Annotated in this window: 14 protein-coding genes; 7 read left to right on the forward strand and 7 right to left on the reverse strand. The window is 36.8% G+C overall.

Annotated elements, in window-relative coordinates; genetic code table 11:
- Positions 1–112 precede the first annotated feature (112 nt).
- Both AC5YGI_RS12570 and ygiD read left to right on the forward strand, forming a co-directional pair.
- A complete protein-coding gene (locus tag AC5YGI_RS12570) occupies positions 113–625 on the forward strand; it encodes a YceI family protein (RefSeq protein WP_395972437.1) in 513 nt (170 codons plus the stop codon).
- 80 nt (positions 626–705) lie between these two features.
- Complete coding sequence (gene ygiD, locus AC5YGI_RS12575; protein ID WP_496168516.1) at positions 706–1,533, forward strand: 4,5-DOPA-extradiol-dioxygenase; 828 nt, start codon at positions 706–708, stop codon at positions 1,531–1,533.
- A 69-nt stretch (positions 1,534–1,602) separates the two neighbouring features.
- Here ygiD and AC5YGI_RS12580 read toward each other — a convergent pair whose 3' ends face one another.
- The 3 genes from AC5YGI_RS12580 to hutH all read right to left on the reverse strand — a co-directional run bounded on the left by AC5YGI_RS12580 (position 1,603) and on the right by hutH (position 5,242).
- Entirely contained in the window at positions 1,603–3,084 is a 1,482-nt protein-coding gene (locus AC5YGI_RS12580) for a S8 family peptidase (RefSeq protein ID WP_330745236.1), read from the reverse strand.
- Positions 3,085–3,175: 91 nt separating this feature from the next.
- Positions 3,176–3,622, reverse strand: coding sequence for a GNAT family N-acetyltransferase (locus AC5YGI_RS12585; RefSeq protein WP_330745235.1), 447 nt, complete (start codon positions 3,620–3,622; stop codon positions 3,176–3,178).
- A gap of 132 nt (positions 3,623–3,754) precedes the next feature.
- Positions 3,755–5,242, reverse strand: coding sequence for a histidine ammonia-lyase (gene hutH / locus AC5YGI_RS12590; protein ID WP_330745234.1), 1,488 nt, complete (start codon positions 5,240–5,242; stop codon positions 3,755–3,757).
- A gap of 130 nt (positions 5,243–5,372) precedes the next feature.
- On the opposite strand from hutH, the gene AC5YGI_RS12595 reads away from it, so the two are divergent.
- Complete coding sequence (locus tag AC5YGI_RS12595; protein WP_110011807.1) at positions 5,373–6,134, forward strand: hypothetical protein; 762 nt, start codon at positions 5,373–5,375, stop codon at positions 6,132–6,134.
- An 87-nt stretch (positions 6,135–6,221) separates the two neighbouring features.
- Positions 6,222–8,015, forward strand: coding sequence for an excinuclease ABC subunit UvrC (gene uvrC, locus AC5YGI_RS12600; protein WP_110011808.1), 1,794 nt, complete (start codon positions 6,222–6,224; stop codon positions 8,013–8,015).
- Positions 8,016–8,407: 392 nt separating this feature from the next.
- Here uvrC and AC5YGI_RS12605 read toward each other — a convergent pair whose 3' ends face one another.
- Genes AC5YGI_RS12605 through AC5YGI_RS12615 form a run of 3 tightly spaced genes read right to left on the reverse strand, consistent with a single transcriptional unit; the run spans position 8,408 to position 11,136 of the window.
- On the reverse strand, positions 8,408–9,151 hold the full coding sequence (locus tag AC5YGI_RS12605) for a hypothetical protein (RefSeq protein WP_496168517.1): 744 nt from the start codon (positions 9,149–9,151) through the stop codon (positions 8,408–8,410).
- 10 nt (positions 9,152–9,161) lie between these two features.
- Complete coding sequence (locus AC5YGI_RS12610) at positions 9,162–10,244, reverse strand: putative type IX sorting system protein PorV2 (RefSeq protein WP_330745232.1); 1,083 nt, start codon at positions 10,242–10,244, stop codon at positions 9,162–9,164.
- Between the two features lie 13 nt (positions 10,245–10,257).
- On the reverse strand, positions 10,258–11,136 hold the full coding sequence (locus tag AC5YGI_RS12615) for a DMT family transporter (protein WP_110011811.1): 879 nt from the start codon (positions 11,134–11,136) through the stop codon (positions 10,258–10,260).
- A 528-nt stretch (positions 11,137–11,664) separates the two neighbouring features.
- On the opposite strand from AC5YGI_RS12615, the gene AC5YGI_RS12620 reads away from it, so the two are divergent.
- The gene (locus AC5YGI_RS12620; RefSeq protein ID WP_110011812.1) at positions 11,665–13,293 is read left to right on the forward strand and encodes an acyl-CoA carboxylase subunit beta; all 1,629 of its coding nucleotides are present in this window, start codon (positions 11,665–11,667) and stop codon (positions 13,291–13,293) included.
- Between the two features lie 62 nt (positions 13,294–13,355).
- Here AC5YGI_RS12620 and AC5YGI_RS12625 read toward each other — a convergent pair whose 3' ends face one another.
- Positions 13,356–13,553: a hypothetical protein gene (locus tag AC5YGI_RS12625; protein WP_202843765.1), complete on the reverse strand. Its 198-nt coding sequence runs from the start codon at positions 13,551–13,553 to the stop codon at positions 13,356–13,358.
- A gap of 528 nt (positions 13,554–14,081) precedes the next feature.
- Between AC5YGI_RS12625 and AC5YGI_RS12630 the strand changes: the two genes are divergently transcribed.
- Both AC5YGI_RS12630 and AC5YGI_RS12635 read left to right on the forward strand, forming a co-directional pair.
- Positions 14,082–17,222, forward strand: a complete 3,141-nt coding sequence (locus AC5YGI_RS12630; protein WP_496168518.1) for a SusC/RagA family TonB-linked outer membrane protein — start codon at positions 14,082–14,084, stop codon at positions 17,220–17,222.
- A 28-nt stretch (positions 17,223–17,250) separates the two neighbouring features.
- Complete coding sequence (locus AC5YGI_RS12635) at positions 17,251–18,906, forward strand: SusD/RagB family nutrient-binding outer membrane lipoprotein (RefSeq protein WP_496168520.1); 1,656 nt, start codon at positions 17,251–17,253, stop codon at positions 18,904–18,906.
- Positions 18,907–19,805 lie beyond the last annotated feature (899 nt).

Genomic DNA, 19,805 nt, shown 5'->3' on the forward strand with positions numbered 1-19,805 from the left:
GCAAAATTGACGATTGACAAAAAAACTCATTTCTTATCCTATATCAATGACTTGTATAGGTACGCTGTCCTAAATTTGCATTATTAATAACAAACAAAAAATACGAAATACAATGGCAACAAAATGGATTTTAGACCCTACGCATAGTGAAATTACTTTCAAAGTAAAACACATGATGATCTCTAACGTAAAAGGAAGCTTCAGAACTTTCACTGCTGAAATTGACTCTGAAGATGAGTTTTTCGCAAACGCTAAAACTACTGCTACGATTCAGACGGATTCTGTATTCACCAACAATACAGACAGAGACAATCACTTAAAGTCAGCGGAGTTCTTCAATGCTGAAGTACATCCTACCATCACTTTTGAATCACAGACATTAAACAATACTGTTGTAGGTAATCTTACCATCAACGGAATTACAAAACCTGTAACACTTGATGTAGACTTTGGAGGAATCAATGTAGACCCATGGGGAAATACAAAAGCAGGTTTCTCTTTTGAAGGAAAAATCAGCAGAAAAGATTTTGGATTAAACTGGAATGCCGCTCTTGAAGCAGGAGGTGTAATGGTAAGCGATGATGTAAAAGTAGCTGGTGAATTACAGTTTGTAAAGCAAGCATAGTTAATAACATATATTTTAAAAGGTTCAGGGATTTTTCTAAAAGCCTTGAACCTTTTATTTTTTTATAATCTTCAATATTTATGAACCTCAACGATCTTCAAAACATAAGCGACGGTTTTAAAAGCACACAGAGAATGCCTGTTTTATTTCTTGGACATGGTTCACCAATGAATGCCATTGAAGAGAATCAATTTGTACAGGGTTTCCGCAAAGCAGCCTCAGAAATTCCAAAGCCCAATGCAATTCTTTGTATTTCTGCCCACTGGTATACGGACGGAACTTTTGTAACGGCTATGGATATGCCGAAAACCATTCATGATTTTTACGGTTTTCCAAAAGCCCTTTTTGATGTGCAGTACCCTGCTCCGGGAAATCCCGAACTGGCAAGAGAAACTGCAGAGTTACTTCTTCCTGTAGATGTGGAAGAAGATCATAGCTGGGGACTTGATCATGGGGCATGGTCTGTGATCAAACATATGTATCCTGATGCAGATATTCCGGTGATCCAGCTGAGTATTGATTATACCAAACCTCCTCAGTATCATTATGACCTGGCAAAAAGACTGAACAAACTTCGTGAAAAGGGTATCCTGATTATCGGAAGCGGAAATATTGTTCATAACCTTCGTCTTATCGACTGGAAAAACATCAATACAGTAGGAGCCGGCTGGGACTGCGCAGTGGAAGCCCGTGAAAAAACCAACAACTGGCTTCTGGATGGCAATTTTCAGAATATCATCGATTATCAGAAACAGGGAACTTTCTTACAATATGCTGTTCCAACTCCCGATCATTATCTTCCTTTATTGTATACTTTAGGATTAAAAGATCAGTCTGAACAGCTTAATTTATTCAATGATGAGCTTATCGGCGGATCATTGAGCATGACAAGTGTAAGGATCGGATAAACCTTCTATATAAAAACAAAAAGGAAATACCTCAGCTGAGATATTTCCTTTTTTTATCGAGTTATTATTTTATTGTACAGCTTTTAAAACATTGATATTTCCATAGCCGTAGCTTGAATTAACATTTGGATAGTAGGTTGAAGCCTGTCTCATTTTAGTAAGAACCTGATCTCTCGTCCATGATGGATTTTTAGCCCAAACGAGTGCCGCAATTCCCGCTGTTGCTGCTGTTGCCACAGAAGAACCACCCACATAATCTGCCTGGCCGTTATAATAGCTCAGCACCGGAACGGTATTTCCTGAAGACCTCTCCATCTGGAAGGTAAAGTCAATCTGGCTTCCAGAGTGGCATACATCACACTTCTGATTGGAAGTATTTTCTTTTACTCCTGTTATAGCCTGAGTTTCCGGCATGGATGCAGGGAAAATTACTCCGACAAAACTAGTGAAACTGGTAGAAGTACCTCCGGCACAGAAGATCAGTTTTCCTTTAGAATACGCATATTTCACTCCGTCTTCAATTTTTCCAACGGAGAAGATGTGTCCCATCGACATAGAAATGATCTTCACATTGGTATTGTTGCCCAATTCTGTGAAAGCGGTCTTTACAGCAGTCTGTTCGCTGGAAGTTTCCAAAACAACATTTTCTGCAGCTCTGTAAGCGATCAGATTGGCATTATAAGCTACTCCTACAGGTAATCCTGCATTATTTCTCGGAGCGGCCATTACGGAAGCCATTTTTGTTCCGTGTCCGCATTGATCTCCTGATCCGTCAGAATTATATACTCCATATTTACTGATTGTTCTTCCTGAAGAAGCACCATTATTAAAACTTCCTCCCAATAAAGTCTGTTCAGGAGAAACTCCGGTATCAATAAGTCCGATGGTCACACCAGCTCCGGTACTGTAGCTCCAGGCCTCAGGAATGCTGTGTCTGGTGAAAGCCCACGGTATTTTTGCACCTGGCGTTGTTGAAGTATAGTCTGCAGTACTTAATGCAGATGATGAAAATCCACATCCTGACGAACCGCTTCCTGATGATTTTGCAGCTGCATTATATTGAGCTTCAAATTCAAAATAATGATAATCTGCAGGTTCTACATATCGGATGTTTTTCATGTGTCGAAGAGCGGTAATGGTTTCTTCATTTTCAATCACAACATCCATCTGGTTAAGATACGGATCTGAAAGAAGAAGGAAATTTCTCTCCTCTTTCCCTTCATATTTTTTGATCACAGAAAGGATTTCCTTTTCCATGTCGCTGCTGTTTGGAGATTTACTTCTGTCGAAATCGTCCTTAGAAGCTCCGAAACCGATCGAAACCATTTTATTTCCACGGAAGACAGCACTCCATACAAAATGATCGGACTCATTCTTCCAATTGAAAGTTCCGTCCGTTTTTATAGCCTGATTGATCCTTTCGTTGATCTGTTTTGCAGTGAGGGGATCTTTCTGAGCCATTTCAGTTTTTACATTTTCGTTCTGCAGTTCTTCTCTGGAACACGAGTTTAGGGCAAAAAATATTGCCAGTAGGAATACAGTTTTTTTCATATGTTATAATTTTGGTTGGAGCCACAATATAACACTTTAACAGGAATTAAAAACTTTAAAAAAGTAAATTTAGCATTACAGGAATATTAAATTATAGTGCTTTTTCATAACACACACTCTGCTCAACTCCAATGTATTGCCCATAATTAGGTATTCTGTTAAACCCGCTTTTTTCATATACTGAAATTGCATTTTTGAGATCCCGGGAGGTTTCCAGGACTGCTTTTTTAAAATTCAGTTCTGCAGCCCAGTTTTCAAGTTCTTTTACAATGGCAGAGCCTAATCCTTTTTTTCTGAATTCCGGATGGGTAAACATTCTTTTTATTTCTACGGTATCTTCTGAAAATGCTTTGAATGCTCCGCAAGCTGCAGGAATATCATCTATATAAACTACGATACAGTTTTTGATAGTATCTATTGTATTGAACTGAGCAAAGAAGTCATCATTTTCTCCATTATGTTCAGACAAGGTGGCATCGAGGAGTTTTACAAGGTTCTGAAAATCTTTATTAGTAGAATCTGTTCTGAGTATGTGCATTTTTATTTGATTAAAAGATGAATGTGCATAGAATCAAACCTTATAGGTTTTTGAAACCTATAAGGTTTAAACCAGCCATTATTTATTAGAAAACAAAAAAGCTCCCTTCCGGAAGCTTTAGTGTATTTTAGGTTAGTTGACAACAAATTTTCTTTCGTTAATTAACTCAGCAATTGCCAGCATATCTTTACCAATTAGTCTGTCATCTTCCAGCTTGGCAACTTTAGAACGAAGAATCGCAAAGTTTTCTTCAATTACTTTAGAGCATTTCGCAGGTCTCCTGAATTCAAGTCCCTGAGCAGCAAACATCAGCTCAACAGACAGAATATTCACAAGATTTCCCAGAACCTGGTTAAATTTTCTTCCTGAAATACTTCCCATAGAAACATGGTCCTCCTGGCCTAAACTTGTAGGAATAGAGTCTGCTGATGCAGGGAAACATAATGTTTTATTTTCTGTAACCAAGGCAGCTGAAGTATACTGAGGGATCATAAATCCGGAATTTAACCCTGAGCTTTCCGTTAATAATCTTGGAAGTCCATATTTTCCTTCCAATAATAAATAACTTCTTCTGTCTGAAATATTCCCTAATTCTGCTGCGGCCAATGTAGCATAATCTAAAGGCAGCGCCATCAGCTGTCCGTGGAAGTTTCCTCCTGAAATAGATTCTTCGGCACTTAGCACAATCGGGTTATCGGTAACGGAATTCAATTCTGTTTCTGCCATTCCTCTAAGGTGCTCAAAAGCATTTCTGCTGGCTCCGTGAACCTGTGGTACACATCTCATGGAATAAGGATCCTGCACTCTTTCACAGTCTTCGTGAGCTTTCAAGTTTTCTGATCCCTTTAAGAACTTAAGTATTCTTGCCGCTACTTTTTTACTGCCTTCAAACGGTCTGATATCGTGAAGTTCTTTTTTGAAAGGGCTTGCAGAACCTCTGTACGTTTCAATACTCATAGCTGCTGTCATATCCGCCAGATCCAGTAAGTATTCAAATTTTTCAAGTCCTTTGATGGCATGGGCAAGGATAAACTGTGTTCCGTTGATCAGCCCTAATCCTTCTTTCGGACCTAAAGCCAGTGGTTCAAGGTCATGCTTTTTCAACACTTCCATGGTATCGGAAATCTGATCTCCTTCCCAAACCTGTCCTAAGCCAAGTAAAGGCAATACGAGATGCGCTAATGGAGCAAGGTCTCCGGAAGCTCCTACAGATCCCTGTTCAGGAACCACAGGAATGATATCTTTCTCAAGCATCAGAATCATTCTTTCAATAACCTCCAGGGAAACTCCCGAAAATCCTTTAGAAAGAGCATGTACTTTAGCAATCATCATGATCTTGGAAAGTTCTTTATCAATCGGTTTTCCTACACCTACCGCATGAGAAATGATCAGGTTATATTGTAACTGAGCGGTTTCATCCGCTGAAATTTTAGTATCACATAATGGTCCGAATCCTGTATTGATTCCATATACGCATCTGTCTGACTCTACTATTTTCTGTACGTTTTTCTGAGATTTTAAAATTTGTTCTTTTGCAGCTTTGTTCAGCTTCGCTTTATTTGGCTTTTTACAGATTTCCAGAACATCATGGAAAGTAAAAACATCTACCCCGTATATCATTTCTAAAAAATTTCCTTAAAATTACGCATTTAACAATAATTGGAAAAGCTAAATTTCAATCTTCTATATTTTTATAAAACAAGCGAATTAATTTACTACTTTTAGCCCCGAAAATTAAAAACAATAATACATGAGACTGAAAACTCTACTCCTTGCTTTATGTGTAGCAAGCACAGCTGCTTTCGCCCAGAAAGTAAAATACTCCAAAGAAGAAAGAAAAGAAATGAACCGCTATCTGTTTAACGAAGGTTTCAATACCGCAACAGATAAAAAAGTTTCCACCATTATTTTAAAGGATAATACGGAACATCAGGGTTACAGCAAATCCTGGGAAAAACAGAGGGGACAGATTCTTTCCATCACCATTGAGGATGTTGATACCAGAAAGCCTATAAAATTTGAGGCAGCCGATATTGCTGAAATGTATTTATATGCGACAGAGACTGAAAAGTCGATGAAAGCGGCAAAGTTTATTTCAAACATGAGAAATTACAGCACAAAAAAGTACGGCAAATCTGTCACCGACGATGCCATTCCTTACGAAAACCAGATTGTTTCTTTAAAAAACAAGAAAGAGCCCAGAGCTTTTTTAATGCAGGTGATCAATCCTGAATTTAATGAGCTTATTACGGTTTATCATGATCCGTTTGCTTCAGAAACAGTGAGTACCGGGTTTGCTGGTGCGCCTGCATTTGGCGGAGGTGTTATTAAATCCTATTATGTAAAGAAAGGCAATAAAGTAATGTGGCTTCACAAAGATGATTTTGAAGACAACTATGACTTTTTATTTGGTGACAATCCTGAATTCATGAAAAAATATCCAAAAAATTCTGTAGAGTGGAATTATTTAAGCTTTCTCATCTATCAGTATACCGAAATGAACCACGGATAGGATACACTATCAAAATACCGGAACCTGCAGAATTATCTGCAGGTTTTTTCTTTTTTTAAATAGGGAAAGTTTGCTTAATTTTGTTATATGAATCCTTCTTTAGAATTACAGCTCAAAACCTTACCATCCGAACCCGGCGTTTATCGTTATTATGATAAAAACGAACAGCTTTTGTATGTGGGAAAAGCTAAAAATCTGAAAAAGAGGGTACTCTCCTATTTCAATAAAAACCTTTCAGGATACAGGATCAAAATAATGGTCAGCAAAATCCAGCGATTGGAAACGACGATTGTAAACAGCGAGTATGATGCACTTTTATTGGAAAATAATCTGATTAAAGAGTACCAGCCGTTTTATAATGTTATGTTGAAGGATGACAAGACCTATCCATGGATCTGCATCAAAAATGAAGATTTTCCAAGAATTTTTCTGACCAGAAATATGATTAAAGACGGATCCGAATATTATGGTCCGTATGCAAAAGTACGTCCTGCAAAAATATTGCTGGATACTATCAAACACATCTATAAACTTAGAACCTGTAATCTGAATCTTTCCCCATCCAAAATTGCGGAAGGCAAATATAAAGTCTGCCTGGAATACCATATCAAAAACTGTGAAGGGCCCTGTGAAGACCTTGAAAGCAAGGAAGATTATGATGAAAAAATAGATGCCATCCGCGGAATTATTAAAGGGGATTTCCGTAAGGCAAAGGATTATCTGGTGAATCAGATGATGAAGCTGGCTTCCAATCTTAAATTTGAAGAAGCTCAGATCATTAAGGAAAGACTGGATATTCTAGAGGATTATCAGGCTAAAAACACCGTTGTAAATCCGAATATTGATGATGTAGATGTTTTCGGAATGACCAGTGATGAGACCGCTGCTTATGTCAATTTCTTTAAAATCAGAAACGGAAATATCATCCAGAGTTTTACTACCGAGATTAAAAAGATTCTTGAGGAAACGGATGAAGATATTATGGAAGAAGCTTTGATTGAGATCCGTCAGAAGTTTTCTTCCGATTCTAAAGAAGTTCTTCTACCGTTTCATCTTTCTGTAGAAATCCCAAATGTAAAACTGATTGTTCCTAAAGTAGGAGACAAAAAAAGAATTGTGGAGCTTTCTGAAAAGAATGCTAAAGAATACCGTCTGGAAAAGCTGAAACAGGTTCAGATTGTAGATCCTGAAAGACATACCAACAGAATCATGGCAGAAATGCAGAAATTGTTGAGAATGCCTGTTGAACCAAGACATATTGAAGGTTTTGATAACTCAAACATTCAGGGAACCAATCCTGTGTCTGCATGTGTTGTTTTTAAAGATGGAAAACCTAGCAAAGCAGATTACAGAATTTTCCATCCTAAAACGGTAGAAGGACCTAACGATTTTGCCACGATGGAAGAAGTAATCTACCGCCGCTATAAAAGAATGCTTGATGAGGGAGAAAGTCTTCCCCAGCTGATTCTGATAGATGGAGGAAAAGGACAGCTTTCTTCTGCTGTAAAAAGTCTCAGGTTATTGGGACTTTATGGAAAAATTACCATTGTAGGAATCGCCAAGAGACTGGAAGAAATATTCTTCCCGGAAGATCCTATTCCTTTATATCTGGACAAAAAATCTGAAACGTTGAAAATCCTTCAGCGTGTTCGTGATGAAGCCCACCGGTTTGGGGTAAAACATCACAGAACGAGAAGAAAAAATTCTACGATAAAATCTGAACTTGAAGAAATTCCTGGAGTTGGAGAAAAAACAATCGAATTGCTTTTGTCTAAACTGAAGTCTGTAAAACGCATCAAAGAAGCCAATTTTGAAACTCTTGAAGAAATTCTGGGGAAAAGTAAAGCTAAAGTGATTTGGGAATTTTTTAATGCTAACTGATAAATTGATGCAGTACAGCAGATAATTTATCACAGACAAACAGACGTTTTCATACAAAACTCATAACATTTTCTTATTTCCTCAATAAGAGACAAAAACAAACAAAACCCATTACAAAAAGAAAATTTATCAACGAAAAATACAAACAAATAAATATTTTATTAAATATTAGTATTATTTATATTTTTTCCATAAATTAGTATTATCAACTAATGACAATAATACTATGAAAATTCTCCTCTTTTTATAAATCTATTCGCATTTTCATTTGCTACTTGCCACCCCAATTGCTATAGGGTTCTGTCTAAATGCTAAAAGAATGAAAAACACATCAGCATATATATTATAAAAGGCTCTTTTTAAGAGCCTTTTATGTATTTTGTTACTTTCATTTATTTTGCAATAAAAACTTCTTTGGAAAATTTGCCATCGCCTTGGGGAATATCGATCACAATGCTTCCATTTTCAAAATATCCTATTGTAGTAGTTGCGTCAGCTAGTTTAACTATGAAAACAGAATTCTTAGAAGTCGTTTTGAAAACAGCAAATGGTACGGAACTTCCGGATTTTGCCAAAATAAACTGATTAGAATCAATCTGTATTTTCTGAAGATCAAGTTTCCCGTTTGAATAATTATTTGCTTCCGGAGTTGCTGCTGATGCTGACGGCGTTACAGTTTCAGGAGATGTACGCTGAGCATTATTATTAGATGCCGGTAATAGTGCAGAAGGATTGGAAACCGGGATTTTAATCAATGCTTCTCTTAATGCATCCTGTAGCCCCTCTTCAAATTCTTTAATCTTTGAGCTTCCCTTTGACTCAAGAACCAAGTTATTATTACAATCCTTAAATTGTACTATTAATTTATTTTTAAACAGGTTTTTATCATTAATAATATCAGCTGTGACCACATTACAGAAATTATTTTTAGCTTCTGAAGGCCAGTTATCTTTAATTACAGGAAGAATGATATACTTTTTCCCGGTCATAGCTTTGGTGAAAAAGTTTTTTAAACCATAATCTTCGTTAAACGTTTCAAGTTTTTCAGGAACTGCAACATATTTGTAATCTGAAACCTTTTGTGCGAAAGCCATTGTTGAACAAACAGCCAACACCAACATTGATAACTTTTTCATTTTTATAATTTTAATCGTTTCTAAATGCTCCCATATCCAGTTTTAAGGAGAAGAAATTGGAATAGAAATTAGATCCGCCAATCCCTGAATTTGTAATGGCATAATCCAGTGTAAGCCCTCTGTATCTTATCCCGACACCTGCACTTGGCTGGAAAGAAACTTTTCTTTTAAGATCTTCTATATCTGTAATAGACTGGAATCTGTTGATCCCCAATCTCACAAAAATCATTTTCTGGTATCCCAGCTCAGCTCCTGCATATGGACTGATACTGGCAAAGTCTGTAGAAATTAAGGATGCTGTCTTCGCAAAATCCACATTTATACCTGCTTCCGGCAATACATATACGCTGCTGTTGATTTCGAATAATTTGCTGGCCCCTACATTCAGTTTAGGCATTGTAAGTTCCAGTTTATCTTTGGGAGCAGGGTTAAATTCTTCCCCATTTACAACAGTAGAAAGTTCTTTCTGATTAACCGTCCAGAAGTTGACAGTAGTTGTAATATCTCTTACCATCCCCCCGAACTTCCATCCGTTATCTGCTTTATAAATCGCTCCAACATCGAATCCAAAACCATAACCATTAGCAAATTTACCCACATTTCTATATACAATCTTAGCATTGATCCCGACGTCTAATTTCGGATTTCCTCCTGGTCTGAATGCATAAGAAAGAATAGCAGCATAATCCGATTGAGAGAACTTTGTGATTTTATCATAATCAATATTCCCTTCAGAATCAATCATCTGGGTTGTATTTAAAATATTATCTACTCCCAGCCTTACTACGGAAACCCCAAAAACACCTTCCTCGAGTACTTTTGCATAAGCCAGATAGTCATATTTTGCAATAGATTCAAAGTATTCTGCGTGCATTGCTGCTCCCTGCCAGTCTCTTTCGATAGCCATTAAACCTGCAGGGTTCCACATAGGAGAATATACATCATCCTGGTTGGTAATTACCGCTCCTCCCATTGCAAGTCCTCTTGCTCCGGCTCCGATATTTAAAAATTCATTGGAATATTTTCTAATAATCTGAGATTGAGAAAGCCCAAACAACAGTGAAAATGCAAGTAAAAAATATTTTTTCATCATATAAATTTGATGCTTAGTTTAAGTTTTTAGTTTTTCTGGCTTTTATTAATCCGTTTGCAATGATTGCCAGTATCATAACACCTGAAGCGACATAAAATATAGGGCTCATATGTTCTGATTCCCCAAAGATAAAAAAAGCTAGTATAATTCCGTAAACAGGTTCTAAATTAACTGTTAAAATTAAAGTAAAAGGTGATATATATTTCATTAAATTCACAGATTCCAGCATGGGAAAAGCAGTAAAAACACTGGCTAACAAGCATATTAACGCCAGATCCCTATAGTTTATTTCATTCATCTGAAAAATTTGCCCCGAAAGCAGATAAAATATCATTAAAATGAACCAACCACAGAAGATTTCATAAAAAATAATGTTTCCCGAACTTGTTTTCCCAAACATCTTACCATTAAAAACCGAAAAAACAGTCCCGAATATGGCACACAGAATTCCATAAATAATACCTTCTTTAAAATGAAATTCTGTTTTAAAGATCAATAATATACAGGCCACAATAACAGTTCCCATCACCACTTCGGATATGTCAATTTTCCTTTTGAAAATAATGGGTTCCAGAATCGAGGCAAAAAGTGTCGATAAGGAAAGGCAGCTTAAGGCAATTGAAACATTGGAAACTTTAATAGAATAAAAGAAACAATACCAGTGAAGTGCCATTGCAAAGCCTATAGCAGCCAGCTGAAAGAATATTTTCCTGGACACCTTAATGCTTTCCTTTTTAAAGAATCTGATAAATACATACAAAAAGATTGAGGCAAACAACATTCTGTAAAACACAAGAATCTGAGCATTGGCCTGAATCAGTTTTCCTAAAATTGCGGTGAATCCCCATAAAAAAACTATTAAATGTAACCTGAAAAGCGCCAATTTATGCATAACCTATCCCCTTTTGATTTTAACGTGCAAATTTACAAATACGCTTTTATAAATCTTACAAAAAAACATAAATTTATATTAATAAAAAGATGATAAATAAAGTTTTTAATAGTTTTTACTCTTAATTCAGAACGTTTTCTAATAATTTAGTAAAATCAAAACCAATATGATATTAAGTCAGGATTGAATCAAAACAACATCTGACCAAAACGGTCTCTTAAATATCATATAGAAAGTATTACTGACAAACGCATATAGATATAAAAAAACCCTGAAAATTTGTTAAACTTTCAGGGCCTTCAAATAATAAACTATTAAAAAAATAAACTAGGAACTTAGAGTATTTTGCAGAGAATATCACCTCTGTTACTCTAGTGTAAAGTTAGAAAAAATATAAATTATTTAAAAATATTTTTTAGTTAAAAATTTCACAATTTACTAGAAACCAAATAATTAAACATCTGTTTTACTTCCAATTTATATTCCTCATAAAAATAGTATCTTTAAGCGTAAAAAATTGAAAATTTTATGGACATCGAATTCAATAAACGAGAGGATCAGAACAGATTAAAATTATCTGAAATAAATCGCTTACTCACTGAGATTAAAAAAGGAGGTGGTGAGAAAAGGCTTCAAAAGCTTCGTGATGAAGGAAAAATGACAGCAAGAGAAAGAATAGATTATCTTCTCGATAAAGATTCAGATTCCATAGAAATTGGAGCATTTGCAGGATATGAAATGTATCAGGAGCATGGAGGATGCCCTAGCGGAGGTGTTGTAGTTGTTATTGGCTACGTTTCCGGAAGACAATGTATTATTGTCGCTAACGATGCATCTGTAAAAGCCGGCGCGTGGTTTCCTATCACAGGAAAGAAAAACCTGAGAGCACAGGAAATTGCTATGGAAAACAAGCTTCCCATCATTTATTTAGTAGATTCTGCAGGTGTTTATCTTCCTATGCAGGATGAAATCTTCCCGGACAAGGAACATTTTGGACGAATTTTCAGAAATAATGCTAAAATGAGTTCTATGGGAATCATCCAGATCTCTGCCGTTATGGGGAGTTGTGTAGCTGGAGGAGCTTACTTACCCATCATGAGTGATGAAGCCATGATTGTGGATAAAACAGGCTCTATTTTCCTTGCAGGAAGTTATCTGGTAAAAGCAGCTATCGGAGAAAGCATTGATAATGAAACATTGGGTGGAGCAACCACTCACTGCTCTATTTCAGGAGTAACGGATTATAAAGCTAAAGATGATAAAGATGCTCTGAACAGAATCAAAAACATCATGAAATCTGTCGGAACTACTGAAAAAGCGGGCTTTGACAGAATAGAAAGTTTCCCGCCAAAAGAAAATCCTGAGAATATTTTCGGAATTATGCCGGTCTCAAGAGCTGAACAATACGATACCTACGAAATTATCAAATGTATTGTGGATAACTCCGAATATGAAGAATACAAACCAGACTATGGTAAAAGTATTATCTGTGCAACAGCAAGAGTTGACGGATGGTCCGTAGGGATTGTAGCCAATCAGAGAAAGCTGGTTAAAAGCGGTAAAGGAGAAATGCAGTTCGGAGGAGTGATCTACTCTGATTCTGCAGATAAAGCAACCCGATTTATTGCCAACTGTAATCAAAGAAAAATTCCTTTAATTTTCTTACAGGATGTCACCGGATTCATGGTGGGTTCAAAATCAGAACATGGCGGAATTATTAAAGATGGTGCTAAAATGGTAAATGCGGTTTCCAATTCCGTAGTTCCTAAATTCACTATTATAACAGGAAATTCTTATGGAGCAGGAAATTATGCGATGTGTGGAAAAGCTTATGATCCCAGATTAATTGTTGCATGGCCTTGGGCAGATTTAGCGGTAATGGGTGGTGCACAGGCAGCAAAAGTACTGGCTCAGATTCAGGAATCTACTTTAAAGAAACAAGGAAAAAATATCTCTGAAGAAGAGCATAACGAAATTCTGGATACTATCTCAAAGAAATATCAGAAACAAACTGAATCTACCTATGCAGCAGCAAGGTTATGGACAGATGCTATCATCAATCCTGCCGATACCAGAAAATGGATTTCTATGGGAATTGAAGCAGCAAACCATTCTCCTATCACGGAGAAGTTCAATCTTGGAGTAATACAGGTCTGATAAATAACCCCGGCTATTTTAATTTGAATAGCCGGGGTTATTTTTTTTATTATATGATATAATTAGTTGCCGTATTCCTCTTTACAAAATTCTTCAGGCCCACCAAGTTTCATACAGCATTGATATTTGCTTAAACAGATTCCATTTGGCCATCCCGGAGGATAACACATTCCAAACGCCGGATCATCCGGACATCCAGGCCCTCCGCTTCCTTTAAGTGATTTTAAACTCTCTCTTGAAATCTTTACTAGATTTTTCATAGTTATTTAGCTTTTGATAATTCCTACTCTATTATAGCTTTTCGGATTCCGCTTCCTCTAAAATACTATTTTTTCTATACACAGTGAAATTTAAGTGAAAATTTTTAATCTAAAAATATAATTAATGATACAATTTAAAATAAATTGATTGCTTGGGCTCCTACGAAATTACATTGCTTATGCTTGGTTGGATTTAAAGGAAAAACATCCCTTATCACATTGGTAAGGGATTTTTCATATCCATTCTAGAAATTGACAATAAAAGTGCTTTATCCCCCCCTTATTAACAGGCAAAAAGCTTATATCATATAAAAAAAGTAAAAAAAATAAAATTCACAGATAAGTAATATATGATCATTTTTTATATTTTCAATATTGTTCATTACAGAATATTATACATTAAAATTAACATTAAACAATAAAAACCCAAACCACTAAATATTGATAACCAATACGTTATATTTAAATTTATAATATTCGTGCCATATTTTTTTTTAATATTGCAGTAATAAGCAAATGATGAACAAAATGAAACAATTAAGTACAAGACTTCCCTTGGCTGTTGGTGTTTTTTGTTTTCTATTGGGTACAAACCACCTAAGTGGTCAAAATTCAAAGAAGGATTCTATAAAGAATAAACAAATTGATGAAGTGGTTGTTACTGCACTTGGGATAAAAAGAGATCAGAGAAAACTAGGTTATGCTATTACCAAAGTTGAGACCAAAGACATTACCCAGGCTGGTGTCGTTAACCCCATGGAGGCTCTTCAGGGAAAACTTCCTGGTGTGGAAATAACAGCAGGATCCGGAGGTCCGCAGTCCAGTGCCAGGATCCAAATCCGTGGAAACACATCATTAGGAAACAATAACCAGCCGCTGGTAGTCGTTGATGGAGTAATTATTGACAATGGAGTAACCGGTGCAGATTCCTGGGGTTCCGGTTATGATTTCGGTAATGAAATGAAAAACCTTAACTCAGATGTTTTTGAATCCGTTTCCATATTAAGAGGTGCTGCAGCATCTGCTCTTTATGGTTCACGGGCTGCTAATGGGGTTATTGTCATTACTACTAAGAAAGGAAAGGGTACGAATGGATTGGGTGTCAGGATAAACTCTTCTCTTACTACACAGCATGTCTATAGCAGTCCCAGGTTTCAGAATGAATTTGGTGCCGGTATTGGACCCAGTTTTTCAACAGATGCTAACGGAGACCGTTTTATAGATCCCAACTATTTTTTTTACAGCTATGGACCAAAATTTGACGGAAAACCAGTACAGGATATTGATGGCAGAACAATCCTGTGGAACCCTCAGCCCGATAATTATAAAGATATTTATCAGGTAGGATTTGATCGTAAAAACTCATTTGAACTCTCCGGAGGAAATGATAAATCTACTATCTTATTGAGTTATACCAATCAGGAAGCTGAGGGTATTCTTCCCCGCAACAAATTTATCAAAAACGCCTACTTTATCCGTGCAACCCATCAGTTTAGTAAATATTTGCAGGTAGATGCAAGTTTCAATTATAACCGGTCTTTCGGGCAGAACCCCGTACCTCAGGGAGGAAATGAAAGTCCCCTCTTCAGTTTTATATATGGCACTCCAAGAAGTTTTGATGCTGTTTATTGGAAAAACAATTATCTGGATCCTGTAAATGGCGGAAGAAAACAAGACAGTGCGGATCCTTATGGTATGACGTCTACCTATTTTAACATTTTCCAGAACACAAGAACCCAGAAAGAAAACAATTATATAGGCAGACTTGAGCTCAAATCCCAGTTAACAGACTGGTTAAACTTGATGATATCAGGCAACTTCAATAATTATGATTTTCTGAATGAATCTAAAATACTTGGAGAAAACCCCGGATTCAATGGCGGTGGGTATAGCATTTTGGAAGGGAGAAAGGAGCAGTATACAACGAAATTTCTACTGAATGCCAACTTTAAATTAACAGAAAATCTTACCCTTAACGCCTCTTTTGGTGGAGAAGATTTCAGATCCAAATATAAAGCCACAAGGCAATGGACTAATGGAGGACTTAATTCTCCTGGCGTTTTTCAGATCCAGAACTCAATAGATCCGGCAGGAAGCGAAGCCTATTATACCGATGGGAATCAGTCCCCGAAAAGAATTCAGGGGTTGTATGCTTTTGCTAATTTCGCCTGGAAAGATCAGCTATTCATTGACATTACAGGCCGCAACGACTGGTCTTCCACGTTGGCCTATCCTGATGGACATGGAAGTATAAGCTATTTCTATCCTTCATTTGTTGGAAACTGGATATTTTCTAATTCTTTTAAACTTCCAAAATGGATCAATTCCGGAAGTTTGAGAGGAAGTCTGGCATGGGTGGGAAGAGACACTTCGCCATTCAACACAAGCTCAGGTCTCTATTACAGACACGACCCTTCTGCTTATAATTCCCCTGATGGCGTTCGCATTCCGTTAGTAGGTTTCAATAGTAATTCTCTTGCCAATTTAAATTTAAAAAATGAATTGAGCAGATCCATAGAATTTGGATTAAATATGGCTTTGTTCAATAACCGGCTGGATTTTGATGTCTCTTTTTATAGAACCAATACTACCAATCAGCTGTTAACACTTCCTTTACCACAAGAATCAGGACTCAGCCAACAGCAGATTAATGCCGGAAATCTGCAAAACCAAGGCATAGAAATAGTTGTCAACGCAATTCCGGTAAAACTACCTAACTTCAAATGGAATACCACAGTTACATTTTCCCAAAACAGGGATAAACTTATTGAGCTCTATCCAGGAGTTACGGAATATGTCCTGAACTGGGCCATGGGCACTGACGTAAAAAGTATAGCAATACCCGGCCAGCAATACGGTTTGATACAAACCAAATATGCCTATGCAAGATATCAGGCATTGGACGCGAATGGTAATAAAATTGATGATCCCAGAAACGGAATGAAAGTTCTGAAAGCTGATGGCTCCTATCTGAGATCAGATTCTTACCAAAACCAGGGATATACTACAGTAGGAAAGTTAACTCCCGATTTTTTAGCCAGCTTCAGAAACACTTTCAGGTATAAAAATTTATTTTTAAGTCTACTGATTGATGCAAGAGTAGGAGGCGATATTCTTTCTGCCACATACAATTATGGTGTTCAGTTTGGCAACCTTTCATCCACATTAAAATACAGAGATGAAGAAAGAGGTGGTATCAAATATATAGATTCTCAGGGCAACACTCAATACGGGGTAATTCCCGATGGAGTATTTGGCCAGAATTCTATCATAAAGGATAAACAAGGGGTCACCAGAGATGTAAGCGGTATGACTTATCAGGAAGCTTATGAAAAAGGGTGGATCAACCCCGTAAAAACATCTTCCTACTACAACAGATTAGCCTCATGGGGAAATGGTATCCGGGAGCAGGCTGTGTTTGAAAATACATGGGTCTCCTTACGTGAAGCACGCCTGACCTATTCCTTTAAACCGGAAATGATCAAATCTCTTGGAGTCAATACTCTCAACCTCTCCCTCATCGGTAGAAACTTATTCTATATCTACAATAAATTACCGGATGGGATAAATCCTGAAGGAAAATATTCCAACAGTGCAGGCAGCTTTGCGGAATATGGAGGAGCTCCTATGTCAAGGTATATAGGATTTAACCTGGATTTCTCATTCTAGCTATTTATTATTCTAAAAATTAACAAAAATGAAAAAAATACTTATACTGGCTCTGTCAATTTCCCTTTTTACATCATGCACCAGCGATTTTGCAGAAATTAATACAAATCCGGTAGATCAGATAAAAGCTACACCTGAAGAACTTCTGCCTTTGGCAATGATGAAAGGATTTGATGGCAGCTTTGAATATTATTATGATTACTACCGCAGAATAATGCCCTGGACTCAGACATTGGTTCCCAGCACAGGCAATTCATCTCAGTTTATGGATGACGGCTCCAATATGAACCAAAGGAAAGATATCTTTTATGGAGATCATGGTGCCTTGCTTACAGACATCATCTACAAAATTGATCATATGCCTGCTGAAGATCAAAAAAAATACGTGAACATTAAAAGTATTGCCACGATTTTAAAAGTTTATTACGCATGGTATGTAACAGATGTAAATGGAAGTATAGCTTATACAGAAGCATTTCAGGCCCGCTACGGGGGAACACAAACTCCTAAATATGAAACACAGGAACAATTGTATGATGTTTTTGACAAGCAGTTAAACGATGTATATACTTCAATTCAAAGTGCTGATCAATCTGTACAGGTAAATCCGGGAGATAAAGACTTATTCTTTAAGGGTGATATAAGCAAATGGAAACGGGTAGCTAATTCACTCAGATTAAAAATTGCGTCAAGACTCATGAAAAGAAATCCTTCCAAACTGACTGCCATTGCTTCACAGGTTTTATCAAGGGATGAGATTAGCAGTACAGCAGAGAGCTTCATGTTACGGACTAAAAGGCTAACGGAGCATGGTAATTTCAATCCTGTAGGAATGTCTGCTGCAAAACCTATGGTTGACTTTATGAATGAAAGCAAAGATCCCAGAATATCGATATTTTTCCAGCAAAATGATTATTCCCAGGAAAATATAGATAAGCTGGCAGCAGCCGGTAAAATGGAAAAAACTACGGAAAGCCAGCGCTATGTTGGTGGTTTTGTCAGCCCTAACATGGTTTCAGCGGATATGAGCCGTTATTATACTTCAGCAAAAAGATTATTAAATGGAGTGAATTATGATACCATTTCAAGATTGCAATATAGAATATGGAGGCCGGAAAATATTTCAAAAGGTATTATTGGGACAGGAAATGCTATATTCCCAATTCTTACCTATGCTGATTATTCTCTGTTGAAAGCAGAACTGGCTGCAAGAAATCTTATTCCTGGTAATGTAAAAGATTTTTATGAACAAGGAATCAAAGCATCTATTGAAACCTATAATTATATTGCCAAAGAAGCATTGGTAGATGATTATAAAACAGCCTATGATACCGATATTTTAGCTTATCTAAAACAGCCTCAAATCAAATTTGATCCATTATTGGCCCTGGAACAGATTATCATTCAGGAATATTTAAACTATTTCAAGCAACCTAATGAAGTATGGGCATTGATTAAAAGAACAGGATTGCCTAATGTATCGACTGCGCTTAAGCTGGAAAATCCATTCAGTGAATCCGGAATTCTGTTAATAATGCCAAGAAGAATTGTTCTTCCCACCCCTTCAAAAGATAATCTGAATTATCAAAATCAAAAGGAAGCACTGGACCAAATGAAGCAGGATCCTGAATTTGGAACCAGTGAAAGCGATATACAAGGCCGAATTTGGTGGGATAAGAAATAATTGCACCAATATGTAAGCTACTATAATCAGCAATAACTTTTTCACAAAATGAATGCTTTTTTCTATTTTGTAATGCAAAAAGTGCAGCGTAAGATCCTTACAATAATTCAAGTAATTGAAAGCCTTATATATTAGTAATAGGATCTTACAATTTATGTCATCCTTAGGGTCTGAGTGCCTGACTTTACAATCTTCATTATTACAGGCTCTTGGATCCTTAGAGGATGATAATTTGAATTATGGATATAAACACTATAAATGAAAGATAATATCAGGAGCTGTTTCCCGCTATCCATTCATACTCCTCGCGCCCATGCACTCCCACGCTCCACCACATTCACTCCAACCCAAGCTGCGGGGTAACCATTCTTATCGGGGCTATGATAGTGAACGAACGATCAATGATGCGTTATAAATGATGTGACGAATTCGGGATACGGGTTACGTGGTTATCTTTTCCAATGGAATAATTTATTGGTTCCAATGGTCTTTCTCTTTCATTTGCTCCGCTTCTTCCACCGTGTCATTCCGCAGGAATCCAGCCTCCTTTATTAGAGTCTTTATGATTTAAAGGTTAAAAAGCAAAAGTAATACTGGTTATCTGATAATACTTTGTTGAGACTCCTGCGCAGTGACAATGGATGGGATAAACGATAGTAGTGAAAGCAAAGAAGATATCATATCAGCTGTAAGAATGAATAATTTTATGCTGAACCGGGGTAATGATCTTTCAACAGTGTCTTAAATATCCCTTCCCAATTGATCTAGTGGTTCCAATGGCGTCTCTCTTATTCATTTGCTCCGCTTCTTCCCACTGTGTCATTCCGCAGGAATTCAGCCTCCTTTATTAGAGTCTCTATGATTCCTTTAATTCAGACGATTTAATACTGTAAATTATT

It is taken from the genome of Chryseobacterium sp. CS3K3.1 (genome assembly GCF_059515165.1).

What these genes read in the sequence shown, in the direction of transcription:
- AC5YGI_RS12570 (WP_395972437.1), top strand. Translation starts at nt 113, where the DNA reads ATGGCAACAAAATGGATTTTAGACCCTACGCATAGTGAAATTACTTTC.
- ygiD (WP_496168516.1), top strand. Translation starts at nt 706, where the DNA reads ATGAACCTCAACGATCTTCAAAACATAAGCGACGGTTTTAAAAGCACA.
- AC5YGI_RS12580 (WP_330745236.1), bottom strand. Translation starts at nt 3,084, where the DNA reads ATGAAAAAAACTGTATTCCTACTGGCAATATTTTTTGCCCTAAACTCG.
- AC5YGI_RS12585 (WP_330745235.1), bottom strand. Translation starts at nt 3,622, where the DNA reads ATGCACATACTCAGAACAGATTCTACTAATAAAGATTTTCAGAACCTT.
- hutH (WP_330745234.1), bottom strand. Translation starts at nt 5,242, where the DNA reads ATGATATACGGGGTAGATGTTTTTACTTTCCATGATGTTCTGGAAATC.
- AC5YGI_RS12595 (WP_110011807.1), top strand. Translation starts at nt 5,373, where the DNA reads ATGAGACTGAAAACTCTACTCCTTGCTTTATGTGTAGCAAGCACAGCT.
- uvrC (WP_110011808.1), top strand. Translation starts at nt 6,222, where the DNA reads ATGAATCCTTCTTTAGAATTACAGCTCAAAACCTTACCATCCGAACCC.
- AC5YGI_RS12605 (WP_496168517.1), bottom strand. Translation starts at nt 9,151, where the DNA reads ATGAAAAAGTTATCAATGTTGGTGTTGGCTGTTTGTTCAACAATGGCT.
- AC5YGI_RS12610 (WP_330745232.1), bottom strand. Translation starts at nt 10,244, where the DNA reads ATGATGAAAAAATATTTTTTACTTGCATTTTCACTGTTGTTTGGGCTT.
- AC5YGI_RS12615 (WP_110011811.1), bottom strand. Translation starts at nt 11,136, where the DNA reads ATGCATAAATTGGCGCTTTTCAGGTTACATTTAATAGTTTTTTTATGG.
- AC5YGI_RS12620 (WP_110011812.1), top strand. Translation starts at nt 11,665, where the DNA reads ATGGACATCGAATTCAATAAACGAGAGGATCAGAACAGATTAAAATTA.
- AC5YGI_RS12625 (WP_202843765.1), bottom strand. Translation starts at nt 13,553, where the DNA reads ATGAAAAATCTAGTAAAGATTTCAAGAGAGAGTTTAAAATCACTTAAA.
- AC5YGI_RS12630 (WP_496168518.1), top strand. Translation starts at nt 14,082, where the DNA reads ATGAAACAATTAAGTACAAGACTTCCCTTGGCTGTTGGTGTTTTTTGT.
- AC5YGI_RS12635 (WP_496168520.1), top strand. Translation starts at nt 17,251, where the DNA reads ATGAAAAAAATACTTATACTGGCTCTGTCAATTTCCCTTTTTACATCA.